Below are 26,458 nucleotides of genomic sequence, written 5' to 3'. Positions count from 1 at the left end.
CGTTTGTGATGCTTTTGTTGCATAAAATTTGCTGGACGATTTCCCTGTGGTTATGCTACAAATGAATCGATCCGAAGGCGATCCATACATATCATGAAAATAGTACCCCAACTTATTGCGCTCGGTTTGATGGCGGCTCCTGCGTGGGCCCAGACTCAGGCCGCCGATCCCGTAACCGCCAGCCGCGTGCTGCCGGATGTGCAGACACAGCCCGTTTTTCCCCGGATGATTATTCAAAAGGGGGAGAAGGATCAGTCTGTGGTCATCAGCAAGGCGGAAGTGCAATCCCGCGTGATGGGGCCGCTTTGCGAGACGATCGTGACGATGACGTTCCATAATCCGAATAACCGGGTGCTGGAGGGAGAACTGTATTACCCTTTGCCGCAGGGGGCTGTGATGCAGGGGTATGCACTGGATGTCAACGGTGCGATGGTGGACGGCGTACCTGTGACGAAGGAGAAGGCTCGTGTGGTGTTCGAAGAGGAGCAGCGCAGGGGTATTGATCCGGGGCTGGTGGAATGGTCGGGAGGCAACCAGTTCAAGACGCGCGTGCATCCCATTCCGGCAAACGGTACGCGTACGGTTCGTCTTCGTTATACGACGATGGTGCCGATGAATGAGGACGGTTCTGTGCTGTACCAGCTGCCTCTGAATTTCGGCAACAGGATGGATTCCTTCAAGTTGCGCGTCGAGGTGCTCAACGACGAGAAGCCGCAGATCAACCGGTCTCCCGTGGAGAATCTTTCGTTTGACAAGGTGCAGGGAATGTTTGTGGCCGAGAAGGAGTTGAAGGATATTGCGCTGACGGAGGATTTGAAGATATCGATTCCTGCGCCACTTCCCAAGTTCGGTCCCACCGTAGAGACGGGTAACGGCAATTTTACGATGACGCCGATTCAGCTTGGGGGTAAGCCCAAGAGTGAATCTTTTGTCGAGAAGCATGACGGCAAGTATTATGCCACGGTTGTTCTACCTGTGGATGCTGCGGGTGCTGGCAGCCATAAGGCACCGGGCAGGCTGTCGATCGTATGGGATGCCTCAGGATCGATGGCGAAGGCGGATACGGCGAAGGCGATTGCCTTTTTGAAAAAATATTTGGATACGTACATGAACAGGCCGGGCCAGGCTGCATCGGCAGAACGGCCCATTGAGGAAGTTCGTCTGACGATTGTGCGCGACAGGATCGGCGATCCCAAGGTGTTCAAGGATGCCGATGCTCTTTTGAAAGCGTTGGAGGAGATTACTTATGACGGAGCAACGGCGGATGTACAGGCTGCGGTACCTTCGACGGCGGATGCGGGACTGTGTTTTGTCGTGAGCGATGGTATTGCCAATTTCAGCAAGGGGGAAATGAGTGACAGCGCGGCTCCTGTGGTGGCTCTTGCCGTAACGTCCGCTTCGGATTTTCATGCCATGGAGCGTATGAATGCCCGCGTGCTGACTCTGACGAATCATACGGCGGAGCAGGCGATGAAGAATCTGGAAGAGCCTGTATTGAAAGTGATAAGTGTGGTGTTGGACGGTGAGCCGTGGGAGGATTCCGTATGCAGCGGCAGAACGGTCAAGGCCGGAGATGCGCTGCTGGTGACTGGCAACATTCCTGAAGGTGATCATGAGATTGGTTTGATACTGGTGAGCCTGTCGGAAGGAAAGAATAATGAGACGCATGGTATGTTTGTCACGATGCCTGTTTCTACGGGCAACGCGCAGGAAGGAACGCTGTTGCGGTCTTTCCATGCCCAGAACAGGCTGAACGAGATGATGCGCGAGCCGGAAACCCCGGTGCGGGCCGAGCGGCTGAAGGCTCTCGGCGAGGAATACGGTATCGTGACGCCCGGTACGTCTTTGCTGGTGCTGGAGTCGCTCGACCAGTATATCCGCCACGGGGTGAGGCCTCCGGCCTCCGCACCGAAGGAAAGGCAATTGTACGACGAGCATGTGGCGATGAATGCCAAGGCGAAGGAGCTGAGTGAGGAATCGCAAAGGGTGGGGCAGATGCGGCGATCTTTGGACGGCTGGAAGGAGAAGGTAGCGTGGCTTGAAACCGATTTTTCGAAGAGGAAACCAGCCAAGAATGCCGATACGAAGATGGTTTTGAATCAGCGTGCAGTGGATGGGATGGACGATGAAGCGGGCGAAGCATCCCCCTTTGATTCGGGGGATGTTCGTGTCCTGAGGGCTGAGCGTCGATCGGAGGCCGTGAGCGTGATGCCCGCTGCTGCTGCTGCTCCCGTTGGGGCAGAGGCTCCTCCTGCCGGGGTAGGTGAGGCCTTTGGTGTCGGTTTTGGCACAGGAATGGTTGCCGCTGAAGATGCCGATGCGGCGGTTGTTGTGACTGGCGGTATGCGGCCGGCAGGCGGTGCTATGCTGGGGTCGGCAGGCGGACGGTCGGGAGGAGGCCGTGAGACACAGTCACCGCAGCCCGTGATTCAGGTGAAGCCGTGGGATTCGAAGGATCCGTATATGGAGGCATTGAAGGTATCGGAAAAGCCTTACGATACGTATATGAAGCTCAAGGCGGAGTACGGGGCGGCTCCGGGGTATTATCTGGATTGTGCCGATTTCTTTGCCTCGAAGGGCGATAAGGCGACGGCTTTGCAGGTGCTCTCCAATCTTGTGGAGATGGAGTTGGAGAATCGTTCCCTGCTGAGGACGCTGGGTTACAAGCTCCGGTATCTGGGCGATCTGGATCAGGCGGAGTTCGTGTTCCGGAAAGTGGCCGAGATGTTCCGTGAAGAACCGCAGTCCTACCGCGATCTGGCGCTGGTGCTGGCGGAGAAGGGCGAGTATCAGGCCGCGGTCGATATGTTGCGGAAGATTCTGACGAATCCGATGCAGGAGCGTTTCGCCGGGGTGGAGCAGATTGCCCTGATGGAGATGAACCGCCTGATCGCCAAGGCGAAGGCCGAAGGCAAGCCGGTGAATGTGGATGGTTTGGATCCCGCGTTCATCAAGCCGGTAGATACGGATCTGCGCGTTGTCATCAACTGGGATACGGCCGCTTCGGATATGGATTTGTGGGTGACCGACCCGTTCAAGGAGAAGTGTTTCTACAGCCATAACCGGACGCAGACGGGCGGCATGCTTTCCCGCGACGTGACGCAGGGCTACGGCCCCGAAGAGTTCCTGATCCGCAAGGCGAAGGATGGGGACTACAAGATCGAGACGCATTATTACGGCAGCAGGTCGCAGAAGATGCTGGCTCCGGTGACGCTATATGCGGAAGTGTATACGGACTACGGAAGGCCGGAAGAAAAGCGGCAGACGCTGTTTTTCCGCCTTGAAGAGAAGGATCAGGTGGTGAATGTAGGTAAGGTGGCTTACGGTCAGGATCCGTCCGCTCCTTCCCTGCGGGATTATCAGGTGAAGAAGGGCGATACGCTCGAATCCATTGCCCGGAAGGAATTGGATGATCCGGCGCGGGCAGAAGAGATTCTGAAGTTGAATCCGTCCCTCAAGGGCAGGGAACTGTCGGCTGGAGAGTTGATCAAGCTGCCGAAGTAAACTCACGGGTGCCCCGGCTCCAATGAAAAAACGCCTGTCTTGTACAAGACAGGCGTTTTGTTTGCGAATAGGGAAGCGTTTATCGAAGAAAAACGATCAGTGTTGAATGTCCTGTTCCTTCTTTTTGCGGGAGGTCATTTTGATCATCAGGACGTACAGGGCGGCCAGGACGACGACGCAGATGACGAGGCCGAGCGATTCGGCTTTTACGGCTTCTTTCAGTTTGTCCGGGTCTTTGAGAATGTCCGGATGCTCCGAGCCGATGCGGTGGCCGTACCAGGTGAGAACGGTGCACCAGATGAAGGCGCCCAGCGTGGTGACGAGGCTGAATATCCAGAAGTTCATGCGGACGATGCCCGCCGGGATGGAGATGAGGTGCCGGATGACCGGGAGCAGGCGGGCGAAGAAGACGCCACCGACGGCGTACCGCTCCATGAAGACGGTGGCCTTGGCGACTTTGGCCGGAGGCATGAAGAAGTATTTGCCCCAGCGGTTGATGAAGGGGATGCCTGCATAGCGGGCGACGAGGTAGGTGATGGCGGAGCCGACGTAGGAGCCGACGGTGCCTGCGATGACGACGCCCCAGAAGCTCATGGGGGCATTGGGTCCGGCGGCAATGATGGCGGCCGGGGGCATGACCAGTTCACTGGGGACGGGGAAGATGGAGCTTTCCATGGCCATGAGGAGGATGACGCCGGCATATCCCCAGTCGGTCACCCATCCCATCCAGATATTGATCAGTTCGTGCATCATGTTCGTATGCGGGGGATTATGCACAGTTTTGCTGTGCTGTGAAGTCTTTTCTTGTAAAATTCAATGCATTCAGCTACATTGACGTACGACATGAAGTTGTTCATCATTGCCGGAGAGACGAGCGGAGACAAGCACGGCGCGCTGCTGATGCAGGAGTTGCTCAGGCAGGATCCGTCCATGGAAATCATGGGGTTGGGAGGTCCGCTGATGCAGGCCGTTTCGCCGGAAATCGAGGATTGGGTGGAGGAAGCGGCGGTGATCGGCGTGGTGGAAGTGCTGAAGAAGTACGGATGGTTTCGCCAGAAGTTTCTCGATGTGCTGGACCGCATCAAGCGCGAGCAGCCGGATGGTGTGATTCTGGTGGATTATCCGGGGTTCAATCTGCGTATGGCCGAGCGTTTGCGCCGCGATGGTGTGGATGTGCGGATCGGTTATTTCATTTCCCCGCAGGTGTGGGCTTGGCACAAGGGGCGCATTCCGAAGATGGCGAAGATTCTGGATATCATGATGTGCATTTTCCCCTTTGAGAAGCCTTTGTTCGAGGGGGCGGGGCTGTGGACGGAGTTTGTGGGCCATCCGCTGGTGGACGATATTCTGGCGGAGCGGCAGACGGATGTGCGGGAGCCGAAGCTGGTCGGCCTGTTTCCGGGGAGCCGTGTGCGCGAGATCGAGAGGCATTTTCCCGTTTTCATTCAGGTGGTGGATTTGCTGCGCCACAGGCATCCCGACTGGGTGTTCGAGACGGCTGCATCGAATACGAAGCTGGCCGATCTGATGCGCCGGATGGCGCACGAGTTCGGTCTTCCGGCCAATGTGCTGCATATCCGGACGGAGAATTACCACGGGTTGATGGATCGGGCGAATGCCGCGCTGGTGGCTTCCGGTACGGCGACGCTTGAAGCGGCTCTGCACGAGCTTCCCTACGCATTGGTGTACAAGGTGGCGTGGGGTACGTATCTGGCGGCGAAGCTGCTGGTGCGCATTCCCCATATCGGGATGGTGAATATTCTTTCCGGCAAGGAAGTGGTGCGCGAGCTGGTGCAGAACGATTTTTCCGTGGAGAACTGCATCGCCGAGCTGGAGAGGCTGATGGACGAGAAACAGCGCGAGGATGTGGTGCGCAGCATGCGTGCGGCAACGGATCTGCTGGGGCACGGCGGCGCAGCAGCAAAGGCGGCGGATGCCGTGATGAAGATGCTGAAGGGGCAGCAGGGCGAGTGAGTTACGCCCGCTTGCCGCGTGCGCGGTTTTCCTTCAGCCATGCCGAGAATCGTTCGGCCGAGTAGTTGATGACGAGTTCGTCAGGGAAATCGGTGCGCGCCAGGAGGGGCGTGATGTGGTCGATATTGGCGATGTCCGTCATGTAATGGGCGTCGCTGCTGAGGAGGACGGGTGCGCCGTGCAGCTTACTTTTTTCAAGGATGGAGAGGGCGTTTTTGACGACGTTTTTGCGCGTTTCGGGATGACGCAGGGCGTTGTTGTTGATTTCGAGGAGGGTGTGGTGCCGTTTGGCTTCGAGGACGAGGATGTCATAATCCAGCGGGCAGTTGCCGTCGTCCGGATGGCTGATGATGTCGATGGCCGGGTTGCGGATGGCCTGAAGGACGGCATGGGTATTCTCCTCGATGGTGCCGAAGGTGTAGCACTGTTCATGGATGCCGGCAATGCGGAGATCGAGGGTGTCGATCAGTTTCGGTGCCATGCTCAGGGTTCCGGCATAATCGAGAATGTTGATTTCGGCTCCGAGCAGGAGGTCAATGCCGAACATGCGCCGAGGGACGACGGGGAGGTTGGCGAAGTAGAGGTCGGCACAGGTGCCGGGGATGCCGGAGGCGTGTTCGGTGATGCCGAGCAGGGAGAGGCCTTTGTCGGCGGCGGCACGAGCCATTTCCGTGATGGTGCCGTAGGCGTGGCCGCTGGCGATCGTGTGCGTGTGGACGTCGAGCTGGAGGGGATGCATGGAGCAAGGAGGCGCCCGGTCCGCAGGATGAACCGGGCGCGAAAGAGAAGATTATTGTTTTTTGATGGAGAGGGAGCCGTAGGTGTCCTTGCCGCCGTTTTGTTCGAATTCACAGACGATTCTCGGGTTTTTCAGCGGTTTGGGAACTTTCAGCGTGTAGGTGTTGTCTTTGGCATTGCGTCCTGCGCTGGCGGTGTGCTTGTCCTGTGCGACGAGGGTGTTCCCGTCGTACACGGCTACGGATTTGACGCCGAGAGCGTGCATGCCTCTCTGGTAGTTGAAGGTGATGATGTAGGTGCCCTTGTCCTTGACGGGATGCGAGCCTTCCAGTTCTACAGGGCCGCCGTCATCGAAGATGCGGGGGCTCCAGCCACGCGCCAGAGAGAAGGTGGTGCACCATGCGTCGATGGAGCTGGCTGCTGCGACGCCGTACATGGATTCCGGGTCGAAGTCGCGCATTTCCTCGAAGAGGGTGCGGAGTTTTTTCATGTCGTATGCCGGAGAGTTGCGGCGCAGTTTTCCGGTCAGTACGGCATACATTTCCTGCTTCTGATGAGGCGTGTAGGCCGGATCGTCAGCCATGCGGCGGACGCGCGAGACGGCTTCGTCGGCATCGAGTTCCTTGATCTGGTCGCCAAGAGCCCAGGGGCTGAACTGGAGGCGGCGGACATATCCGCTTTTATCGTCCGGATCGGCCTGCTTGATCATGTCGAGCAGTTTGTCAGGCGTTGCAATGCCCAAATCGCAGGTTTTGCCGAGCAGTTTCGCCTTTTCGAGTCCTTGCGCTTTTTCCGCCTGCTGGACGAGCTTGGTGCGCTGTTCCAGCTTGTCCATGTTGCTCCGGATGGTTTGGACTGCCTGTGAGGGCGATTCGGTGAGGGCGTTGCCCTGAATGGTGGCGTATGGCCGCCCGTTCCGGTCCAGCATCAGGATGCAGGGATAGGAGGCGATGCCGTTCGGCAATTTGTAATTGCCCAGAATTTTGGCGGTGGTTTTCTTTTCCGCTTCGGTGGGGTTCTGGTAAACCGGAAGCGTGAGCATGATGGCTTGTCCCGCGATTTTGTCGATTTCCCTGCTTTTCCAGAGGGTTGTCAGCATTTTTTCGCCGATTTTGTCCCATCCTGCGCCGTACATGTAGATCAGGATGCCGTCGTCCTTGGCTTTTTTGGCGGCGTCTTCGTAGGTGGCGGCCTGCTGAACCGCCATCAGAGGGGCGGAGGAGAGGAGCGCGGCAAGGGCCAGTGTGTACAGTGTCTTCATGTTGTGTGGTGCCGGTTGGGTTCAGGATGCGGGTTTGCCGTAGACCTGGATGCCGTTGAGGTGGAAGAATTCAGGGCCGCCCGGGCGCAGGATGCGGACGAAGCGGGCTCTCGGCTTGGAGTCGGCGAGGTCGGCGCGCAGGATGCGGGATGCATTGCCGAACTGGTGAACATCCGTCCAGTTGGTGCGGTCTTCGGAGACCTGCACTTTCATGTTGTTGAGCCTCCAGAGGTTGTCGCCCGTGCAGATGACGACGACGCCGGAGAGCTGGCCGACACGCGGCAGTTCGACTTCCGCCCAGGCGTCTTCATCCTTGTTGGTATGGAAGTGTCCGCCGCAGGGTTCGAGGAGCCCCCAGTGCATGGATGCGTCGCCGTATTGGGAGGAGACGGAGCTCATGCGCACGAGGCCGCCGGAGGAAAGGAGTTTGCCGGGGAACGGGTCGATTTTCGGCAGGGAGTCCTTGTATTTGTGCTTGAGCATTTTGCCGACGGTCTGGAAGGTGGTCAGGTCTTTGCTGTTTTCCGCGCCGATGAGGGCAGCCGCAAGCAGTTTGTCCTTGGCATCCTTGTCCATACGGGAAGCGCCCATGGCCTGCAGAGTCATCTTGGTGAAGGCCTGCTGGAAGGCCGGCTTTTCCTGAGCGACCTGCCCCTGTCCCCACGCGAGGGCGATGGAAGCGAAAGCGGGTTTGTTCATCATGTTGCCCATGACGACCTTGAGGTAGTCCATCAGGAGTTTTTCATTGGGCTTGTTTTTGTCGCGTACCTGTTCGATCTGTTTGTTCAGGAAGTTTTCGACGTCCCAGCGGCAGGAACCCATGTTGTCGAATTGCTTCAGGCTGGCATGGAAGATTTTCAGGCGATCCGTAGGGGATTTGACGCATTGGAACAACTGGGGATAGACGTGTTTCATCAATGTCTGGGCACATACGTCCGGGAAGACGGGAGCAAAGGCCTTGCACACGGCGTCGTTGATTTGCGTCCATTTCCTGGCGTCGTTGGGTGCCTTGGTTTTGACGAGGTTGCAGTATTCGCGCCAGACGGGGAAGTTGAGCGGCTGGATGTCCGTTGCCAGTTCGTACAGGCCGACGGCCGTGTTCTGCTTGTTGGTTGCGGCAAGGAAGCGCGCGATGGCGGATACCTGGTCGGAGATGCGGGTGCGGAACTGGTCGGAGTACAGGGCCTGCGTGAGTTCGAGGAATGCCCATGTGTGTTCGTCCCAGAAGCACCAGTGTGCGCCGCGCTGCCATGAGAGCGAATAGGCAGGCGTCCATTTGCCGTTGACTCGCACCGTGTAGGCGCAGTGGCCCGGTTCGCCCATGGGCAGGGCGGGGATGCCGTTGGCGCAGGCTGCGAATGCTCCGTAGTGGGACAGGCCGCCGCAGACGCCGCCGACGTCTTTCGTCATTTGCGCCTGGTTGCCGGAGAAGTACCGGTCATAGGGGCGGTAGTAGTCGGAACCGTGGATGCTGTCGCCGCTGATGTTGTTGAGGCGGTACGGAGCCTGCCAGCAGGCTCCTGTGTATTGTTCGGCGGGAAGGCGGACGTTGTCGCGCTGCCAGGTGAGCGATTCGACGTTGCCGAAGCCGTTGTTCCCCTTGCAACCGCAGACGATGCGCATGTCCCAGTAGTCGAGGTTGTCGAATTCGCGGTTGAGTTTGCCTTCCTTCCAGCTGGTCGCGTAGAATTTGTTGCGGGCGACGGCTTTGTCGTGTTCCCAGCCCGATCGCGCGAATTCGGCTGCCGTGGCGGCGGCTATTTTGCGGAGCATGGGATCGGAGACGGTGTCCGGCGAGTCCTTGACGATGTCGACGAGGATGGCCAGCGCCTTGTCGGCATTGCCGACGGGCCCCGAGAAGAGGAATCCTTCAAGCCATTCGAGATTGTTGGCGAAGGCGGTCAGGAAGCTGTGGCCGTCCGGCGTGGAGGCGAGGGTTGAAATCTTGTCGGCTCCTGCATGCTGGATCAACTGCCATTGGGCAAGGTCGAGCCTGTTTTGGGGCTTGGAAAGGAATGCCATGACATCCTTGTCGGTGCGGCCTTCGAGGTTTTTTGCGATACGGGAAGCGAGTTTGCGCTGGATGGAGTCCGCCTTGCTCCATGCCGTACCTGTGAATTCCTTGCCGATGAACGGGGCCTCCTTCATGGATGCCAGATGTTTCAGATATTGCTGCAGCTGTTTGAGCTGGGCAGGGGTTCGCGTGGCGGATGCGAGATCGGGAATGTCGGGAGCCGAGGGTTCATCGGCGGCCGGTTCCGGTTCGGGTTCTTCGGCTACGGGCGCAGGTTCGTCCGGCGTGGCCGGTGCGGGTTCCGGGGCAGGGGCCGGTTCCGGCTCTTGCGGCGTATCCGGAGTGGGTGCGGGTTCAGGCTCCGGCTGCGCGGGAGACGGAGCTGGCTGTACCACCGGAGGTGCGATGGAGGGGGCGGGCTGCGGAGGGGCTACGGGGGCAGGTGTGTCCTTCAGCCCGGCGGTATCCGGCTCCGCAATGGGGGATGCGGCTTTTTTCTTCTGCGTCGAATGCGTGTGTTTGGTGGAAACCGGTCTGCCCCCGATGACGGACGGGTAGACGGTGTAACCGGCAAGAACTCCCACGCTCATGGCGATGCCTAATAGATATCCCCTTTTGGACATGTGCGGATTCTACCGGAAAACACCCTGTTGTCAAGCAGGAAACGGCCGATGCCGGGGGCTCCTGCGGCAGTGCGCCGCGTACCCGTTTCAAACCGGGTTGCGTGCAAGGAAGCGCCGGTTCGCGAAAGGCGGGAAAGAAAGGTCCGGAAGCTGCTGGTTTCAAAAGGGCCGGGAATGCTCCGCCCGGAGCGGATGGGAGGCAGCCGGAGTACCCGGCAAACGATGGGTTCAAGGCAGGCGGAGACCTGCCACCATTTTTCCCGAAGTATGATCATTTTTTGCTTTTCACCCCGCATGGTATTTGGTATTCTTACGCGAGAGGGGTAAACCCGATACAGTTTTATGACTATACGCGCACTCTACTTACTTCCGATGATGGCCGGTTGCCTGCTGGCAGCTCCAGAAGACAGCCTTCAAAAGGCCGAGAAACTGATGAAGCGGGCCAATAAGCTTGAACAGAAAGGCTTCCTGTATGCCGCGACGCAAGCGACCAATGCCGCCAAGGATGCCATGGTGAAATTGAAGGATGAACATCCCGATTTCAGGTCCGATTATGTGGAGTCGCGCATTACGACGCTGACGGCCAAGGCGGAAGCTCTCGCCGCCAATGCCGAAGCCGCGCCTGCCGATCTGCCCAAGGAAGTGAAGCTTCCCGATTGTTTTGTCGCTCCCTCCGAAGAAGCTGCCGGCAACAAGATGGATGCTACCGTGCAGCGTATGTACACGGGCAATATCGTACTGACCAGCCGTGGCGAACAGGAACCCGTCGTGATTCCTCCCGTGCGCGGTGAGAAGTATGTGCCCGGCTATTATACGACCCGCAGCGAACCTGTGCGCGTCGTGCAACCTCAGGAGGAAGTGGTCGCCTTTGAAGAAACGACCGTGGAAGTTACCCCTCCCTGGGACTATGTGGAACCCGCTGCTCCCGCACCTGCTCCGCAGCCTCGTGAAGTGGTCGTGGCGACTCCCAGACAGGAAGCCGCCGTGCCTGCTCCCGCTCCGGCTCCCCGCCCTGCAGCTGCTCCTGCTCTGGCACCGGTAGTGCAACCCGCCATTCGCGTGGTGGAAGAATCGACGAGGACGACTCCTCCCAGCGGTTCGGGCCGCATGACGGGCCGCAGCCGTTTCTAATCGTTTATCCCTTCTCATGTCCAATCATCTAGTTCGAGGTCGTCAGGTATTTGTTGACGAAATCGAAGCGTTGAAAGGCGTAACCGACCGCTTGGATGACAATTTCGTCCAGGCGGTCGAGTCTATGTCGGCAGCGCTCGATTCCGGCCACAAAATTATTGTCGTAGGTGTCGGCAAGTCCGGCAATATCGGTCAGAAAATTGTCGCAACCCTGAATTCGACGGGTGCGCCCACCGTGCTGCTCGATTCCCAGAATGCCCTTCACGGCGATTTGGGGATTGTTTGCGACGGGGATGCGTGTATTGCCATGTCGTTCTCCGGGGAAACATCGGAATTGCTGACTCTGCTTCCTTTCCTGAAGCGTTTCAATATGCAGATTATCGCAATGACGGGGAATGTCTCTTCCTCGCTGGCGAATCATGCCGATATCGTGCTTGATACCGGGGTGGAGCGCGAAGCCTGCCCGCTGAATCTGGCTCCGACATCAAGTAGTACGGCCATGCTGGTCATGGGCGATGCGCTGGCGATGGCTTTGTTGGAAGCGCGGCATTTCACCAAGGAAGATTTTGCCAAACGCCACCCGGGCGGTTCTTTGGGGCGTGCTTTGCTGACGAAGGTCTGCGATATCATGCGCAAGGATATTGCCTGTCTGCCGGTGACGGCGACAGTATCCGAATGCCTGCTGGCCATGAGCCGCGCCAAGGCAGGGGCATGTATCCTCGTCAAGGAGGATGGGACGCTTGCCGGGATTTTCACTCATGGAGATTTTGCGCGCGCCTATCAGGCGGATGAATTGGTTGGCGGCAAGCCGGTCGCTCCTCTAATGACGCCGACTCCGGTGTTTGTGAAAGAAGGCGAGCTGGCAGCTGCTGCCGTAAGGACTCTTCGCAATCGCCGGATCGACGATCTGGTCGTGCTCGATGGTGACGGCAAACCCGTCGGACTGATCGATACGCAGGATCTTGCACGCTTGAAGCTGGTCTGATATCCGCTTCCTCTCTTTTCGACAGCCGCTTCCCTGAACGGGGGAGCGGCTGTTTTGCCGAAGGCGTGTTCTGTGTGGCCGCCATCCGGTTTTTTCGGAAGCGAAAGCGTTTGTTTTGTCGCAGGATACGAAAAATCCCTTCTTCCATGCGGAAGAAGGGAAGGATTGGATTTTCGTGCAGCCTGGTTACCAGTTGCAGATGTTGTCTTCGTTGTCGCCTGTTTTGTTGGGGCCGTTGTTGCCCTTCATGTCGGGTCCGAGAGACCAGATGTCGAAGTCGGCGTTGATGCCGTTGCCGCGGTTGCCGTCCGCATCGACGGCGTTCTGGCCGCTGCCGAGGCGGTAACGGTAGGGGGTGCCCCACGGGTCAAGGATGACGTAGCGGCCATTGCGGCGTTTGACGTTGACGCTTTCCGGATCGGAAGATCCGGGTTTGAGTTTGTCCCAATACGGCTTCAGGCGACCTTGGCCTTCGGGGTTCATATCCGGCCGGCCGTCGCCGTCTTCATCACGGTAGAGGGCTTCGTACAGCTTGGTGGAGCTGGTTTCGCTGCCGTCGCCGACAGGGTAGCACGAGTTGTCGGAACGGTATTGGTCCAGCGCGGTCGAGAGCGCAGAGATAGTGACTTTGACCGTTTCCGCACGTTTCTTTTCCTTGATTGCGTTGAAGGCGAACATGCCGATGGTCATCAGGATGGCGATGATGGCGATGACGATGAGGATTTCGATGAGCGTGAATCCCCGGTGCAGCCGGATATGGCGATGGTACGTCATGAGTTTACATGTTGGAGATCAGGTTCATGAGCGGCATGAACATGGCGAACACGATGCCGCCGACGACCACGGCGAGGAAGACGATCATGATCGGTTCCAGCATGGAGGTCAGGGCGCTGACGGCGTTGTCCACTTCTTCGTCGTAAACGTCTGCCACTTTGAGGAGCATGTCCGGGAGCTGGCCCGTTTCCTCACCGACGTCGACCATGGAGATCATCATGGGAGGGAAGACGGGGCAGGTGTTCATGGGCGTGACGATGGATTCACCTTCCTTGACGGAGTCGTGAATGCGGCCTACGGCATCGGCGACGATGCAGTTGCCGGCGGTTTCGCGCGTGATGGTGAGCGCCTGGAGGATGGGGACGCCGGAGGTGACAAGTGTGCCGAACGTGCGCGAGAAGCGGGCGACGGAGCTTTGGCGCAGCACTCGGCCGACGAGCGGAAGCTTGAGCTTGATGCGGTCGATTTCATGCAGGCCTTTGGGCGTACGCTGGAGCATCGTGAAGGCGATGTAGAAGATGACGACAAAGAGGAGGAGGAAGACGGCGTTCGGGATGCCCCAGTGCATTTCGAAGAACCAGTCGCTGAGGTTGAATACGAACTGGGAGATGGCCGGGAGTTCCTGTCCGTTCGTGGAGAACATTTCCTTGAATTTCGGTACGATGACGAGCATCAGGAAGATGAGGATGGCAACCGCGATGAACATGATGATGGAGGGATACACCATGGCGGATACGATTTTGCTGCGGAGTTTCTGCGCTTTTTCCTGATATTCCGCAAGGCGGGTAAGAACGACTTCAAGCACACCGCCGAGTTCCCCGGCCTTCACCATGTTGACGAACAGCTTGTTGAAGATTTTCGGGTGCTGTGCGAGGGCTTCGGAGAAGGTGGATCCGCTCTGGACGGATTCGCAGAGTGCGCCGATGGTGGCGCGGAGGTTGGGGTTCGGTTCCTGTTTGTACAGGACGTTCAGACCCTGCAGGAGGGGAAGCCCGGCATCGATCAGCGTGGCGAGCTGCCGGGTGAAGATCATCAGTTCCTTGCCTTTGACGGAGCCGCCGGCTTTGCCTTTGCGCCCTTTGCTCTTGACCTTTTTGCCGGAGGCGTCGGTTTTCTTGGGCTTCGGTGCCGAAGGTTTGCCGCTCTTGCCGGTTTCACTGATTTCCGTCGGATAGAGCCCCATCGCCTTGATGGATTCAAGTGCTTCGATTTTGGAAGCCGCGGAGATGACGCCCGTTTGGGCTTCGCCATTCTGGTTAAGTGCGGTGTATTGGAAATTAGCCATATGAGAACTGGATGGTGGAATGGAGTTTGTTCGGAGTATATGCGGGATCGGATGGTTCGGGAGAGAGTCGAGCTTCAGGTGTATTTGAGAACTTCTTCGATGGTGGTGTTGCCTTCGTAGATGTTGCGAAGGCCGTCTTCGCGCAGGGTGGTCATCCCCATTTCGATGGCTTTCTGGCGCAGGACGACGGTCGGAGCGCGGTCCGTGATCATATCCTTGAGGGTATCGTTGATGTCGAGCAGTTCGTAGAGGCCTTTACGGCCTTTGTAGCCGGAGCCTCCGCACCGGTCGCAACGCGAGCCCGTGTAGAATGTTTTGTTGCCGAGTTCGTAGGGGGAGATGCCGAGCTGGGAGAGGACGGTGGCGGAAGGTTCGTAGGGTACGCGGCAGTCCGGGCAGATGGTGCGGACGAGGCGCTGGGCGAGTACGCCTTCGAGCGAGGCGGCCACAAGGAAGGGTTCGCAGCCCATGTCCACCAGTCGGGTGACGGCGCCAGCGGCATCGTTGGTATGGAGGGTGGAGAGTACCAAGTGGCCCGTGAGGGATGCCTGAATGGCGATCTGGGCGGTTTCCTGGTCACGCATTTCCCCGACCATGATGCGGTCCGGGTCCTGGCGGAGGAAGGCTCGCAGCACCATGGGGAAGTCCATGCCGATGGCTTCGTTGACGGGGATCTGGACGATGCCGTCGATGTCGTATTCCACCGGGTCTTCCGCAGTGAGTACCTTGGAGTCGATGGTGTTGACTTCGCGGAGTGCGGCGTAGAGGGTGGTGGTTTTACCGGCGCCGGTGGGGCCTGTGACGATGAAGATGCCGTTCGGCTTGTTGACGGTGTCGAGGATGTACTCGTGGATGTGCGTCGGGAGGCCGAGGTTGTTCAGGTTGAGGTTGACGGAGGAGCGGTCGAGCACGCGGAGTACGACGGATTCTCCGTACTGGGTGGGCAGGGAAGATACGCGCATGTCCACCGAGTGGTCGCCGACCTGTTTGACGATGCGTCCGTCCTGCGGTACGCGGCGTTCGGCGATGTTCATGTTCGCCATGACCTTGACGCGGGAGATGACGGGGGTGGCGAGATGGACGGGCGGGGGCTGCATTTCGTACAGGGCGCCGTCCACGCGGTAGCGGATTTTGAATTCGTGTTCGAAGGGTTCGAAATGGATGTCGGATGCACGTTCCTTGATGGCCTGCGTGATGACGAGGTCAACGAAGCGGATGATGGGCGTGGAGTTGACTTCGTCGTTCAGGGAGTCTTCGCTGTGGCTGATGGCGCTCAGTTCCGCCATGAGGTCGCTCATGGCTGCCGCTTCGCCGCCGTAGCTTTCGTTCAGGCGGGCCTGCACCTGATAGTCGGGCGCAACGAGGAGGTGGATGTCCAGCCCGAGGGCGAAGCGCAGGTCTTCGACGGTTTGCGGGTTCAGCGGGTCTTCAAGGCAGACGTACAGGCCATCCGCGCTTCGGCGGACGGGAAGGGCCCCGTGCATGCGGGCCAGGTTCGGCGGGATCGTCTGAAGGACGGCCGGATCGGGGACGAACCCGTCCAGAGAGATGAGTTCCGCGCCAAGTTCATGGGCGATGATGGTCCAGAAGTCGACAGGGGCGCCGAGGACGCCGAAGTCGGTCAGTACATCGGGCAAATCCTTGCCGCTGTTGACCATTTCTTCCTGAATATCCCGGGCGAGGGGATGGTCGATCATTCCGCGTCCGATGAATACTTCGAGGGCGAGATTTGTGTCCATGCTGAAAAATCTGTTCTTGGTGTTTAGTTGGCGTCTCCCATGGTGACGTGCATGACTTCTTCGGCCGAGCAGAGGCCTGCCAGCACTTTGCGTACGCCGTCTTCGCGCAGGGTTCTCATGCCGAGTTCGCGGGCTCGTTTGCGGAGCTGCGGGGTGGTGATCTGTTCGTTGATCATGTGGCGCACTTCGTCGTCGATTTCGAAGATTTCGAAGAGGCCCATTCGTCCCTTGGTGCCGCTGCCCCGGCAGGTGGCGCAGCCGACGGGGACTTGAATTTGCCCCGGGGTGAGGCGGGACATGTCGATGTTGAGGGTGCGGGCCTGTTTTTCCGTGAGTTCGCCGGGGCGTTTGCAGTTGGCGCAGAGTTTGCGGACGAGGCGCTGGGCCATGACGGCGCGGACGGAGGAGGCGATGAGGAAGCGTTTGACGCCGATGTCTGCCAGACGTGCGACGGCGCTGGGGGCGTCGTTGGTGTGTAGGGTGGAGAAGACGAGGTGGCCCGTGAGTGATGCGTTGATGGCGATGTTGGCCGTTTCGGCGTCGCGGATTTCCCCGATCATGATGATGTTCGGCGCCTGGCGGAGCATGGAGCGGAGTGCGGCGGAGAAGGTCATGCCGATGTCTGCCTTGACCATGACCTGGTTGATGCCGGAAAGTTCGTATTCGACCGGGTCTTCCACGGTGATGATTTTCTTGTCCGGGCGGTTGATGTGGTTCAGGCAGGCGTAGAGCGTCGTCGTCTTACCGGAACCGGTGGGGCCGGTGACGAGGATGATGCCGTCCGGCAGAGTGATGAGGCGGTCGAAGGTGGCTTCGTCGTCGGAGAAGAAGCCGAGCTGCGGAAGGCCGAGTACGAGGGCCGATTTGTCCAGAATACGCATGACGATGCTTTCGCCGTGGTTGCTGGGTACGGAGGAGACGCGGAGGTCGATCTGTTTGCCGCCGATGTCGAGCTGGATGCGGCCGTCCTGCGGGAGGCGTTTTTCCGCGATGCTCATGGTGGAGCTCATGACTTTCAGTCGGGCGATGACGGCGCTGAGGAGTTTCTTCGGATGCGTTGCTACTTCGACGAGTTTGCCGTCGATGCGGAAGCGGATGCGCAGCCGGTTTTCCATGGGCTCGATGTGGATGTCGGATGCGCGCATTTTGTAGGCGTCCGAGATCATTTGCTGAACGAGGCGGATGATGGGCGCATCGCCGTCTTCCTGCAGCGCGGAGTCGTGATCTGTATGGCTGCTAGCAGGATAGTAGTTTTCGAGAGCGCGGTTGATGGCATCCTGAGTGGCGACGGCGAAGGTGATGTCCTTGCCGAGGATCTGGGGAAGGCTGTCGAGCGTTTCGAAGGCAAAGGGGTCGGCAATGGCGCAGGTTATGGTAAAATCGTCCGTGCCGAGCGGGATGACTTTGTAGCGGCGGGCTACCTCAGGGGAGACGAGGGCGAGAGTTTCCTGATTCAGCATGTAGTCGTCCAGCGGGGCATAGGCCATGCCGGAACTGTGGGCGCATACCTGGGCGATGTACTCGTCGGTGAGATATTGGTTTTGAATGATATATTCAATAACGCTCTGTCTCGGGGAAAGCTCCCGGCGAAATTGTTCGATTTGTTCGCGATGGAGAGCGCCCGCTTCTACGAGCAGGTCTAAAAGGTATGGTTCGTTTGAGTACACAGCCAAGAGGATGTAAGGTTAACAGAGTACAATCAAGCTGCCAGTCTGGCGCTAAACCGTCCGCTTCGTATTCTAGACCATCGGGGCAGGTACGTCAACAATACAAAACGGTTCATTTGTTTTTTTTGGTATTGTTCCTGATACCGGGCAAAGCGTGTTTTATGAGATGAAAGTCACAGTCAGGCTCTTATGGGTATATTGGCATGGGGAGGCCGTTTGGCGTGGCGGCGGATGATGGCGGAATCCCTGTTCCGGGGTGCCGGGAAAACTGGAATCTTTCAAAAATCGTGCGCGGAGAGATGATAAAGTGTTGCACATTCGTTCCCGGCAGGTATAGTGGTGCCTGCAAACATTTTTCCTTTTATGAAAGTGATATTCGGACGCGGTTTGATGGCCGCATTGCTGTTGTGCGTGCAGGTTGCCTGCCAGACGAAAGAGAAGGCCGCAGTTTCGGAAGACGGGGAATTCACTTCCGTGCCGGCGGAGACGGTCAAGCCCGTCGTTCCGGCCATGCCAAAGCAACAGAATAAGAAGGATGATTCCGCGGCACAGCATATTGCTGCCGTGCGCCCTCGCCCTTCTGTGACTCCTTCCTCAGCCCGTGCCGGGATGGGTATCCGCATTTCCCGCGTGCCGGTGGCCGAGAAGCTGGTGGCCCTGACGTTCGATGACGGTCCCCATGCCCAGTTGACTCCCAGAATACTGGATGTGCTGAACAAGTACAATGCGAAGGGTACGTTTTTTGCGCTGGGGCAGAATGTGAAGCGCAATCCCGGAATTGTGCGCCGCGCTGTGGCCGAAGGGCATGAAGTAGGTATTCATACATGGTCCCATCCGCAGCTGACCAAATGCAGCCGTGAGAAGATCGATTCCGAGATCGGGCGTACGCGGCAGGCAATCATCGATGCTTCCGGACAGGTTCCGGCGGTGATGCGGCCGCCGTACGGCGCTCTGAGCAAGCAGCAGAACCAGTATATTTATTCCAAGTACGGTACTCCCGCCATTTTGTGGGATGTGGATACGCTGGACTGGAACAAGAAGCGTGCCTCTACGCAGGATGTGATCAATACGGCGATCAACGGAGCCAATTGCGGTTCGATCATTCTGGTACACGATATTCACCAGCGGACGGCCGATTCCATCGAGGAGATTGTGCGCGGTCTGCAGGCCCGCGGTTTCCGCCTTGTGACGGTTTCCCAGTTGATGGCGGCAGCTGGCGGCAAGTCTGTGCTTCCGGCTCGTTCGTCGTTCGATGGCGTGCTTGAGCCTGCTCCTGCCTTACCCGCTGTGGTGCCCGCTGTGGTGCCCGCTGCGCAGCCTGCGCCCGATGCTGCGATGCCGGCGGCGGAACCTGTGCCCGCCATGGAGGATGTGAGCGGAGCGGCTCCGGTCGTATAAAGCGGATAATCGATGATTCGAATATACCGGCATGCGTTCCGTCCGCGAGGATGAACGGATGCCGGTTTTGTTTTCCGGCAGGAATGTCCCATCGGATCGGTTGGAATGTGATGACCGTTTCTTGTCGAATCCGGTAGAGCGACGGGGTGGCGTCGATCCGGCTCTGCGACTTGATACGAAGCGGGCAGATGGCTGTGAGTCTTGTACAGTCTGGCCGGAGCCACTCTTAGGTGGATTTGCTTCGGGACTGATGAAATGAAGAGGGTGCAGAAGGCTTCAACCCCGGTAGCGTGCGCGCCTGTGCAGCTCGATAGCCAGTATGAGGCAGGCGATGTTGGGCGCCCAGAGGATCCAGTATGGTGCCGGGCCTGCGTATTTGCGCGAGAGTTCGGAGAAGACGAGGGCGACGAAGTAGAGCGAGGCAATCAGGATGCCCATGGCGAAGCCGGTGGAGGTGTCGCGCCTGCGCGCCGAGACGGCGAGCGGTACGCCGATGAGGGCGAAAGCGATACAGGCCACCGAGAAGGAGGCTCGTTTCGGGAATTCCGTTTCGAATTCAAGTCTTTGCCGAGTGGTCAATTTGGCGGATTGTTCCGGGTCGTTGAGCAGGGCGTTGATTTCGGAGTTGGTGTAGAGGTTGGGCTTGAGCTTTTTGGTGTCGGAATTAGGAAGCTGGATTTCCCAGGGCATTTCGGAGATGAAGGGGGAGTAGTCTTTGCCGTCCTTGTCCTGTCCTTCGATGAATGTGTCGTACATTTGCAGTTTCAGGATGCGATGGTCTTCATCAAAGTCAACCAGGGCTTTCTGGGCATGTACGACCATTTTGGTTAGGCCGTCTTTGGGGAGCTGGTAGATGTGGATGCCGTAGAGGGTGCGGGAGGCTTCATCGCCGTCGTCGATGAAGATTTGCTGGTTTTTGAAGCTGGTGATGGATTGCCCCGGGCGGAGCAGGCTTTTCGGGTCGTTCATGGCGGCCCGCCGGACGATGTCCGCCATGGCCTGCTTGCCTTTGGGGGCGATTTCGATGTTGACGTAGTAGCACAGGGCGGACAGTGCGATGCCGAAGACGATGGCGGGCATGCTCAGCCGCCAGAGGCTGAGGCCGGCCATGCGCATGGAGGTCAGTTCATTGTCGGCTGCCAGCCTGCCGTAAACGAGCAGGACAGCGGTGAGAAAGCCCCAGGGAATGGAGAAGGTGAGGGAGAAGGGGATGACCTGGAAGATGAATTCCAGTACGATGCTGGGCGGTGCGCCGCTTTCGACGAGCAGGGGACGCAGTTGTTTGAAGAGTTCCCCGAGCAACAGCAGCGCGCTCAATGCGACCACCCCGAGCAGGGTGACGAAGATGAGCTGGCGCAGGATGTAGCGGTCGAGGATTTTCATCAAGGGAGAGGTCAGCGGAGCGTCAGGAAATTCGACAGGAAGCGGATGCCCAATTTCTGGCTTTTTTCCGGATGGAACTGGGTGGCGACAAGGTTGCCCCGGCGCACGGCTGCGGCGAAGGTGCCCCCGTAGGAGCATGTGGCTGCCGTCCATTCGTCATTCTCCGGTACAGGGTAGTAGGAGTGGACGAAGTAGAAGTGGGGATGGCCGTCCATTCCTTGCCAGACGGGGTCTTCCGGGTGGAGCAGGGAGATGCCGTTCCAGCCCATGTGCGGGACTTTCAGGTCTCCTTCGGGAAATTTGCGGACATGGCCGCGCAGGATGCCGAGCCCCGGTACGACGGGGGATTCGTCGCCGCTTTCGAAGAGGATCTGGTAGCCGACGCAGATGCCGAGGAAGGGTTTGTCTTCCGCAATCCATGAGCGTACGTGTTCTTCCAGTCCCTGTGCGCGCAGTTTGGTGGCGCAATCTCCGAATTCTCCCACTCCGGGAAGGACGAGGTGCGTCAAGCCTTCCAGATGGGACGGTTGAGAGACGAGGGTGCTTTCGTACCCTGCTGCCCGGAAGGTGTTGCGTACGCTGTGGAGGTTGCCCGCTCCATAGTCGATGATGCCGAGTCGGGAGGTACTCATGAGAGGGTGCCTTTGGTCGATGGAAGGATTCCCTGGGCTCGCGGATCGATTTCCATGGCTTCGCGCAGGGCATGTGCCACGCTTTTGAAGATGGCTTCGGCAATGTGGTGGCCGTCGCGACCGTAAAAGACTTCAATGTGGAGGTTGCAGCGCAGGTTGTTGACGAGTGCGCGGCAGAATTCTTCACAGAGGGTGAGCGGGAAATTGGGCGCATCAGGCATGTCCCTCGAAACGCGGAATTCAAGGAAGGGCCTGTTGCTCAGGTCGATGACGGCGCGGGCGAGCGTTTCATCCATGGGTACGTAGGCCGTGCCGTAGCGTTTGATGCCTTTTTTGTCGCCCAATGCGCACCGGAGGCTTTCTCCGAGGACGATGGCGACGTCTTCGACGGTGTGGTGCGCATCGACATCGAGATCCCCGTCCGCATTCAAGGTCATGTCCATGAGGGAATGGCGCGTGAAGAGGTGGAGCATGTGGTCGTAGAAGGCATGGCCCGTGTTGATGGCAGCGCATCCGCTGCCGTCGATGTTGATTTCGAGGGAGATGTCGGTTTCTCCCGTCTTGCGGGTTTTTGCATCAATGCGCATGGACGGATTATACTTGATGGAGGAACGGTTGTGAAGCTTGAATTCGGTCTTGCGCGTCCGTGGGTAAGGTTGCCCGCGCGAAGCGGTATTGTCCGTTATTCTTTCCTTGTTTGATGAAGGTTATGCGTGCGCGGGTGCCGATGCGTTCAGGGTAGTTCTTTGGTTGCTGCCGGGGTGGCTTTCTGTGGCAGGAGCGCGTTTTTCAGAGGTTCGAGATAGGATGGCGGCATGCCGGCTGTTTCGATTTTTTTCAGGGTTCCCTTGGCTTGCGACAAGTCGCCGGAGTCGATCTGCTGCCAGAAATCGATGATGAGAGGAGTCAGCTGTCCCGGTCGGTTGCCGGTTTGCTCAATGGGGCGGGCCAAGCGCTCACTGACGGTTTCAGCCAGATGAAGAGCGCTTGTTGTGGCTGCCATGTTGTCTTCAGGAGGCGTGTACCAGTTCCATTTTTTCTTTTTGGCTTCGTTGGCGAGGTTGTTGCTGACGGTCTGTTGTTCGTTGCGCCATTTGGCAAGGTATTTGGAGGCTTGTTCCTGTTTTTGAGGAGACATGCGATCCATTTGCCGATTGCGTTCTTGTTGCTGTTTGAGCAAGGCGTCCCGTTGCCGTGTCCACTGGGTTTGGAGCGTTACGGCCAGGCGGCCGGCTTCCGGATATGCCTTGACATAGGCGGCAGAGCCCTTGAACTGCTCCAGAAGAGTGAACATTTGCATGGCTTCGACGTTGCGTTCGGCGCGGGTGTGTTCCATCATGGCGTTATACAGGCGATTGGCTTCACGATCGTAAGCGAACCGTTCTTTGTCCAAGGCGGAATCCGTTTGAGGTTTTTTTGCATCGGTTAATGGTGTCGTTTGTTTGGCGTCGCCTTCCGGGGTTTCTTCCGGTATGCGGGCAGCATCCCGCAATGAGTCGGCCAGCTCTTCGAGTTGGGCTGCTTGCGGATAAGCGGGATGTTTTTCCAGAAAATCGATGACGGCTTGCAGGGTTTCCGTTCGGTCTTGCGGAGTCATTTCGCCCAGCCTTGCTGCTTTACGCATGATTTTTTTGAATTCGTAGTCGGCAGGCGTGCTTTTGATATGTTTCAATACATCGTATTCCTTGATACGCGTTTCCCGTTTGATGGAAGGCGTTTGCGGGTCGGGGTATTCAAGGACGATTTCTTCGCCCTGCCTGAAAAGGATTTTGCAGTCTTCGTAGGTTGTGCCGTCGATCAGTTTGATCGTGTCGGCTGATACGGGCAGGCAGACGAAAAGGAAGAGGGAAAGCGGAATTTTCATGGCCGTACGAGGCTTGGTTCCTTATTGTATCACACGGGCAAGCGAATGGAATAGAAAAGTGGGGGCTCTAAAACAAAACAACCGCACCCCGTGGGGGATGCGGTTGCCGATAAGGTTTGCCGGAGGCGGATCAGGCTTCGGGAGCGGCGGCTTCCGCTGCTTCGGTATCGCTGCCGACGGTGCCTTCGATGGTCACGATGCCGACTTCTCCGTCCATGGAGGTTTCGATGCCGGCGGGAAGCGTGATGGCGGCTACGCGCAGGATGTCGCCGATGTTGAGGGCGGAGATGTCCACGGAGATTTCTTCCGGGAGGTTCTTCACCTTGCACTTGATCGGGAGTTCATGCAGGGTCTGGTCCACAAGGCCGCCGAATTTGGTGCCGGCAGCTTCACCCTGAAGGACGACGGGAACGAGGGAGGTGATGACGGTGTCGTCATTGACGGAGAGGAAGTCGGCGTGGATAGCCTTGTCCGTCAGGAAGTTGTGCTGGATGTCCTTCAGTAGGCAAAGTTTGCCGGCTCCGTCGATCTGGAGGTCGACGAGCATGTGTTCGGAGGTGGCACCGGCAAGCATGGCCGCGAATTCGCGGGCATTGACCTGGATGTCGATTGTTTCGACTCCTGCACCGTAAACGACGCAGGGAAGGATGCCCTGGGCGCGGAGTGCGTTGAGTTTGCCGGTACCTTTGATGCTGCGCTTGGTAGCGTTCAGCTTGTGATGTTGAGCCATAATATGATTGATGGAGCTAAAATGCGGTTTTGTCTTCGTTCTTTTGACGTCGGTGCGCACGAGGTCACCCGCCAAGTTGGTCTCGCGCCAGTCTGCGTGACCGGTGCGGACGCGCAATGTGCAATAATTTCGCTTAAATGTCAATACAAATCATGCTTTTTTTGAGGCGGGTGGAGGAGGTTCCTCCTGTGCTTTTCCGGCAGAGAGAGGTCTGCAAAAAAGAAGGAACCGCCTTCGAGAGAGGGCGGTTCCTGTCGGTTCGGATGAGTTCCGAAGATTTACTTGTCGGTCAGGGCTCCGACGCCGGGGAGGATTTTGCCTTCGAGGAGTTCGAGGGAGGCGCCGCCACCCGTCGAGCAGAAGGAGAGTTTGTCCTGCACCTTGAATTTCTTGGCCGCTGTGACGGAGTCGCCGCCACCGACGATGGAGATGGCGGAGGAATCCGCGAGGGCTTCCGCGATTTCCTTGGTGCCCTTGGCGAAGCAGTCCATTTCAAAGACGCCCATCGGGCCGTTCCAGAGGACGGTTTTGGCGTTTTTGATGATGGCCGCGAATTCGGCAATGGCTTTGTCGCCGATGTCGATGGCCATGCCGCCTTCGCACACTTTGCCGCCTTCCGCGAAGGGGGCGGTGCAGGTGGTTTCGGCTCCGTCTTCGAATTTCATGGCGACGCGTACGTCGGCAGGAAGGAGGAACTGGACGTTTTTGGCCTTGGCTTCCGCGAGGATCTGGCGGGCGAGGTCGAGTTTGTCGCCTTCGATTTTGGAGGCTCCAAGGTCGTAGCCTTCAGCAGCAAGGAAGGTGTTGGCCATGGCGCCGCCGATGAGGAAGGTGTCGGCCTTTTCCATGAGTTTGGAGAGGACTTCGATTTTGTCGGAGACCTTGGCGCCGCCCATGATGACGACGAATGGGTGTTCCGGGTTGTCGAGTTTGCCTTCGAGGTATTCGAGTTCGCGTTCGATGAGGAAGCCCATGGCGCTCTTTTCAGCGAAGTGGGTGACGCCTTCCGTGGAGGAGTGGGCGCGGTGGGCGGAGCCGAATGCATCGTTGACGAAGATGGTGGCGGCACCGAGGAGAGCTTTGGCGAATTCCGGGTTGTTTTTCTTTTCACCCGGGTAGAAGCGGACGTTTTCCAGAAGGATGACGTCGCCGTCCTTCATGGCGGCGCGAGCGGCATCGGCCTTGTCGCCGATGGCTTCGGGGACGAAGGTGACGGGCTTGCCGAGGAGTTCGCCGAGGCGTACGGCTGCCGGAGCGAGGGAGAACACGGGATCGGGTTCGTTGGCCGGGCGGCCGAGGTGGGAGCAAAGAACGAGGCGTGCGCCGTGTTCAACGAGGTATTTGATGGTGGGGAGGGCGGCGGCGATGCGGGCATCGTTGGTGATGGCGCCATCCTTGAGGGGTACATTGAAGTCCACGCGCATGAGGACTTGCTTGCCGGCGACGTCGAGGTCGCGCACGGTGAGTTTTGCCATATTGATGAGTGTTTTGGTCTGTTGTTCGGATAAAAAGTCGGGGGAACGCAAGGTTCCCCCGAAAACAGGTCCGGCATGAGGACGACTCGCGGGAATCAATCCCTATGCCGATGGATCTTTACAGGCTGTCGCCGAGCTTCTTGAGAGCCTGGGCAGCGCGGTTGGAGTAACCCCATTCGTTGTCGTACCAGCCGCCGACCTTGACGAAGTTGCCGCCGAGAACGAGCGTCAGCTTGGAGTCGAAGATGCAGGAGTGCGGGTCGGAAACGATGTCCTGAAGGACGATTTCTTCGTCCGTGTAGCGGAGAACGCCTTTCATCGGGCCTTCAGCGGCGGCCTTCATGGCTGCGTTGATTTCTTCGACGGTGGCATCCTTCTTGAGGATGGCGACGAAGTCGGTGAAGGAACCCGTGGGGGTCGGCACGCGGAAGGATCCGCCATGAAGCTTGCCCTTGAGGGTGGGGATGACTTCACCGATGGCCTTGGCGGCGCCAGTGGAGGTCGGGATGATGTTGATGGCGGCGGAACGGGCGCGGCGAAGGTCGCTGTGCGGAAGGTCGAGGATCTTCTGGTCGTTCGTGTAGGAGTGGATGGTGCTCATCATGCCCTTGTCCACGCCGAATGTGTCGTCGAGTACCTTGACCATCGGGGCGAGGCAGTTCGTCGTGCAGGAGGCGTTGGAGACGATGTTGTGCTTGGCGGCGTCGTATTCGTTGTCGTTGATGCCGATGCAGAACGTAAGGTCCGGGTTGGTGGCCGGAGCGGAGATGAGAACTTTCTTGGCGCCTGCGTCGAGGTGCAGGGAAGCGCCTTCGCGCTTGGTGAAGAAGCCGGTGGATTCGAGGACGACGTCAACGCCGAGCTTGGCCCAAGGCAGGTCGGCAGGATTGCGTTCGGCACAGATGAGGATCTTGTGACCGTCGATGACGAGGTATTCGCCGTCGATGGAGACTTCGTGCGGATAGATGCCCTGAGTGGAGTCGTACTTCAGGAGGTGGGCCAGAGTGGCGGGATTGGTCAGGTCGTTGATGGCAACAACTTTGACGAGTTCTTCTTTGGGCATGGAACGCAGAACGTTGCGTCCGATGCGACCGAAACCATTGATAGCATATTTAGCCATAATAGGAGGTGACTTTGAAAGTTCGGGATGAATATTAAAGTCTTTGCCGTGCCACCTGGCAGAACAAAGCGCACCGAGTTTATCTGCTGGTTCGCCCTCCGTCAACACTAATCTTGTTCAGCCGGGATTTTTTCAGAGTCCGTGCCGAGAGTGTTTCTTGT

At 58.3% G+C, this 26,458-nt stretch carries 20 protein-coding genes; 5 read left to right on the top strand and 15 right to left on the bottom strand.

The features are described 5' to 3' along the window. Positions 1-93 precede the first annotated feature (93 nt). A complete protein-coding gene (locus PYTT_RS01395; RefSeq protein ID WP_067772643.1) occupies positions 94-3,504 on the top strand; it encodes a DUF2135 domain-containing protein in 3,411 nt (1,136 codons plus the stop codon). A gap of 96 nt (positions 3,505-3,600) precedes the next feature. Here the strand turns inward: PYTT_RS01395 and PYTT_RS01390 are convergent, their stop codons facing one another. After that, positions 3,601-4,257, bottom strand: a complete 657-nt coding sequence (locus PYTT_RS01390) for a DedA family protein (RefSeq protein ID WP_245741050.1) — start codon at positions 4,255-4,257, stop codon at positions 3,601-3,603. Between the two features lie 90 nt (positions 4,258-4,347). Here PYTT_RS01390 and lpxB point away from each other — a divergent pair, with 90 nt between their 5' ends. Next, positions 4,348-5,478: a lipid-A-disaccharide synthase gene (lpxB, locus tag PYTT_RS01385; protein WP_067772641.1), complete on the top strand. Its 1,131-nt coding sequence runs from the start codon at positions 4,348-4,350 to the stop codon at positions 5,476-5,478. A gap of 1 nt (position 5,479) precedes the next feature. Here lpxB and PYTT_RS01380 read toward each other — a convergent pair whose 3' ends face one another. The 3 genes from PYTT_RS01380 to PYTT_RS01370 are packed head-to-tail and all read right to left on the bottom strand — an operon-like array spanning position 5,480 to position 10,114. After that, positions 5,480-6,217, bottom strand: coding sequence for a phosphatase (locus PYTT_RS01380; protein ID WP_067772638.1), 738 nt, complete (start codon positions 6,215-6,217; stop codon positions 5,480-5,482). A gap of 51 nt (positions 6,218-6,268) precedes the next feature. Continuing rightward, the gene (locus PYTT_RS01375) at positions 6,269-7,477 is read right to left on the bottom strand and encodes a hypothetical protein (RefSeq protein WP_067772634.1); all 1,209 of its coding nucleotides are present in this window, start codon (positions 7,475-7,477) and stop codon (positions 6,269-6,271) included. Between the two features lie 21 nt (positions 7,478-7,498). After that, positions 7,499-10,114: a galactose-binding domain-containing protein gene (locus PYTT_RS01370; protein ID WP_141675688.1), complete on the bottom strand. Its 2,616-nt coding sequence runs from the start codon at positions 10,112-10,114 to the stop codon at positions 7,499-7,501. Positions 10,115-10,456: 342 nt separating this feature from the next. Here PYTT_RS01370 and PYTT_RS01360 point away from each other — a divergent pair, with 342 nt between their 5' ends. After that, positions 10,457-11,245 (top strand): hypothetical protein, encoded by a 789-nt coding sequence (locus PYTT_RS01360; RefSeq protein WP_141675687.1) that lies wholly within the window; start codon positions 10,457-10,459, stop codon positions 11,243-11,245. Positions 11,246-11,261: 16 nt separating this feature from the next. Next, positions 11,262-12,230 (top strand): KpsF/GutQ family sugar-phosphate isomerase, encoded by a 969-nt coding sequence (locus PYTT_RS01355; RefSeq protein WP_067772625.1) that lies wholly within the window; start codon positions 11,262-11,264, stop codon positions 12,228-12,230. A gap of 186 nt (positions 12,231-12,416) precedes the next feature. Here PYTT_RS01355 and PYTT_RS01350 read toward each other — a convergent pair whose 3' ends face one another. The 4 genes from PYTT_RS01350 to PYTT_RS01335 form a co-directional block, all read right to left on the bottom strand. Continuing rightward, entirely contained in the window at positions 12,417-13,004 is a 588-nt protein-coding gene (locus tag PYTT_RS01350) for a prepilin-type N-terminal cleavage/methylation domain-containing protein (protein WP_067772618.1), read from the bottom strand. 4 nt (positions 13,005-13,008) lie between these two features. Continuing rightward, the gene (locus PYTT_RS01345; protein WP_067772614.1) at positions 13,009-14,289 is read right to left on the bottom strand and encodes a type II secretion system F family protein; all 1,281 of its coding nucleotides are present in this window, start codon (positions 14,287-14,289) and stop codon (positions 13,009-13,011) included. A 74-nt stretch (positions 14,290-14,363) separates the two neighbouring features. Beyond that, a complete protein-coding gene (locus tag PYTT_RS01340) occupies positions 14,364-16,028 on the bottom strand; it encodes a GspE/PulE family protein (protein ID WP_067772612.1) in 1,665 nt (554 codons plus the stop codon). 23 nt (positions 16,029-16,051) lie between these two features. Beyond that, a complete protein-coding gene (locus tag PYTT_RS01335) occupies positions 16,052-17,695 on the bottom strand; it encodes a GspE/PulE family protein (protein ID WP_067772609.1) in 1,644 nt (547 codons plus the stop codon). Positions 17,696-18,058: 363 nt separating this feature from the next. On the opposite strand from PYTT_RS01335, the gene PYTT_RS01330 reads away from it, so the two are divergent. After that, positions 18,059-19,093 carry a polysaccharide deacetylase family protein gene (locus tag PYTT_RS01330; protein WP_067772606.1) on the top strand — a complete coding sequence of 345 codons (1,035 nt, stop codon included), beginning with the start codon at positions 18,059-18,061 and terminating at the stop codon, positions 19,091-19,093. Between the two features lie 276 nt (positions 19,094-19,369). Here the strand turns inward: PYTT_RS01330 and PYTT_RS01325 are convergent, their stop codons facing one another. The 7 genes from PYTT_RS01325 to gap form a co-directional block, all read right to left on the bottom strand. After that, positions 19,370-20,476 carry an LptF/LptG family permease gene (locus PYTT_RS01325; RefSeq protein WP_067772603.1) on the bottom strand — a complete coding sequence of 369 codons (1,107 nt, stop codon included), beginning with the start codon at positions 20,474-20,476 and terminating at the stop codon, positions 19,370-19,372. Between the two features lie 11 nt (positions 20,477-20,487). Next, positions 20,488-21,108, bottom strand: coding sequence for an imidazole glycerol phosphate synthase subunit HisH (gene hisH, locus PYTT_RS01320; RefSeq protein ID WP_067772601.1), 621 nt, complete (start codon positions 21,106-21,108; stop codon positions 20,488-20,490). Next, positions 21,105-21,695 (bottom strand): imidazoleglycerol-phosphate dehydratase HisB, encoded by a 591-nt coding sequence (hisB, locus tag PYTT_RS01315; RefSeq protein ID WP_067772598.1) that lies wholly within the window; start codon positions 21,693-21,695, stop codon positions 21,105-21,107. Before hisB ends, hisH begins: the two co-directional genes overlap by 4 nt. Before the next feature lie 146 nt (positions 21,696-21,841). Next, a complete protein-coding gene (locus tag PYTT_RS01310) occupies positions 21,842-22,972 on the bottom strand; it encodes a hypothetical protein (protein WP_067772596.1) in 1,131 nt (376 codons plus the stop codon). A 130-nt stretch (positions 22,973-23,102) separates the two neighbouring features. After that, positions 23,103-23,702 (bottom strand): 50S ribosomal protein L25, encoded by a 600-nt coding sequence (locus PYTT_RS01305; protein WP_141675685.1) that lies wholly within the window; start codon positions 23,700-23,702, stop codon positions 23,103-23,105. 278 nt (positions 23,703-23,980) lie between these two features. Next, positions 23,981-25,177, bottom strand: coding sequence for a phosphoglycerate kinase (locus tag PYTT_RS01300; protein ID WP_067772849.1), 1,197 nt, complete (start codon positions 25,175-25,177; stop codon positions 23,981-23,983). Between the two features lie 118 nt (positions 25,178-25,295). Next, positions 25,296-26,300 (bottom strand): type I glyceraldehyde-3-phosphate dehydrogenase, encoded by a 1,005-nt coding sequence (gene gap / locus PYTT_RS01295; RefSeq protein ID WP_197677925.1) that lies wholly within the window; start codon positions 26,298-26,300, stop codon positions 25,296-25,298. Positions 26,301-26,458 lie beyond the last annotated feature (158 nt).

This window comes from Neoakkermansia glycaniphila (assembly GCF_900097105.1).
Classification (GTDB): domain Bacteria; phylum Verrucomicrobiota; class Verrucomicrobiia; order Verrucomicrobiales; family Akkermansiaceae; genus Akkermansia; species Akkermansia glycaniphila.
This window is presented reverse-complemented; position numbering and strand designations above follow the sequence as displayed.

Bases quoted from the DNA above. Each gene is read 5' to 3' on its own strand.
- PYTT_RS01395 (WP_067772643.1), top strand. From the start codon at position 94: ATGAAAATAGTACCCCAACTTATTGCGCTCGGTTTGATGGCGGCTCCT.
- PYTT_RS01380 (WP_067772638.1), bottom strand. From the start codon at position 6,217: ATGCATCCCCTCCAGCTCGACGTCCACACGCACACGATCGCCAGCGGC.
- PYTT_RS01330 (WP_067772606.1), top strand. From the start codon at position 18,059: ATGAAAGTGATATTCGGACGCGGTTTGATGGCCGCATTGCTGTTGTGC.
- PYTT_RS01340 (WP_067772612.1), bottom strand. From the start codon at position 16,028: ATGGACACAAATCTCGCCCTCGAAGTATTCATCGGACGCGGAATGATC.
- PYTT_RS01310 (WP_067772596.1), bottom strand. From the start codon at position 22,972: ATGAAAATTCCGCTTTCCCTCTTCCTTTTCGTCTGCCTGCCCGTATCA.
- PYTT_RS01300 (WP_067772849.1), bottom strand. From the start codon at position 25,177: ATGGCAAAACTCACCGTGCGCGACCTCGACGTCGCCGGCAAGCAAGTC.
- PYTT_RS01375 (WP_067772634.1), bottom strand. From the start codon at position 7,477: ATGAAGACACTGTACACACTGGCCCTTGCCGCGCTCCTCTCCTCCGCC.
- hisH (WP_067772601.1), bottom strand. From the start codon at position 21,108: ATGAGTACCTCCCGACTCGGCATCATCGACTATGGAGCGGGCAACCTC.
- PYTT_RS01345 (WP_067772614.1), bottom strand. From the start codon at position 14,289: ATGGCTAATTTCCAATACACCGCACTTAACCAGAATGGCGAAGCCCAA.
- hisB (WP_067772598.1), bottom strand. From the start codon at position 21,695: ATGCGCATTGATGCAAAAACCCGCAAGACGGGAGAAACCGACATCTCC.
- PYTT_RS01390 (WP_245741050.1), bottom strand. From the start codon at position 4,257: ATGATGCACGAACTGATCAATATCTGGATGGGATGGGTGACCGACTGG.
- PYTT_RS01360 (WP_141675687.1), top strand. From the start codon at position 10,457: ATGACTATACGCGCACTCTACTTACTTCCGATGATGGCCGGTTGCCTG.
- lpxB (WP_067772641.1), top strand. From the start codon at position 4,348: ATGAAGTTGTTCATCATTGCCGGAGAGACGAGCGGAGACAAGCACGGC.
- PYTT_RS01350 (WP_067772618.1), bottom strand. From the start codon at position 13,004: ATGACGTACCATCGCCATATCCGGCTGCACCGGGGATTCACGCTCATC.
- PYTT_RS01370 (WP_141675688.1), bottom strand. From the start codon at position 10,114: ATGTCCAAAAGGGGATATCTATTAGGCATCGCCATGAGCGTGGGAGTT.
- PYTT_RS01325 (WP_067772603.1), bottom strand. From the start codon at position 20,476: ATGAAAATCCTCGACCGCTACATCCTGCGCCAGCTCATCTTCGTCACC.
- PYTT_RS01305 (WP_141675685.1), bottom strand. From the start codon at position 23,702: ATGGCTCAACATCACAAGCTGAACGCTACCAAGCGCAGCATCAAAGGT.
- PYTT_RS01355 (WP_067772625.1), top strand. From the start codon at position 11,262: ATGTCCAATCATCTAGTTCGAGGTCGTCAGGTATTTGTTGACGAAATC.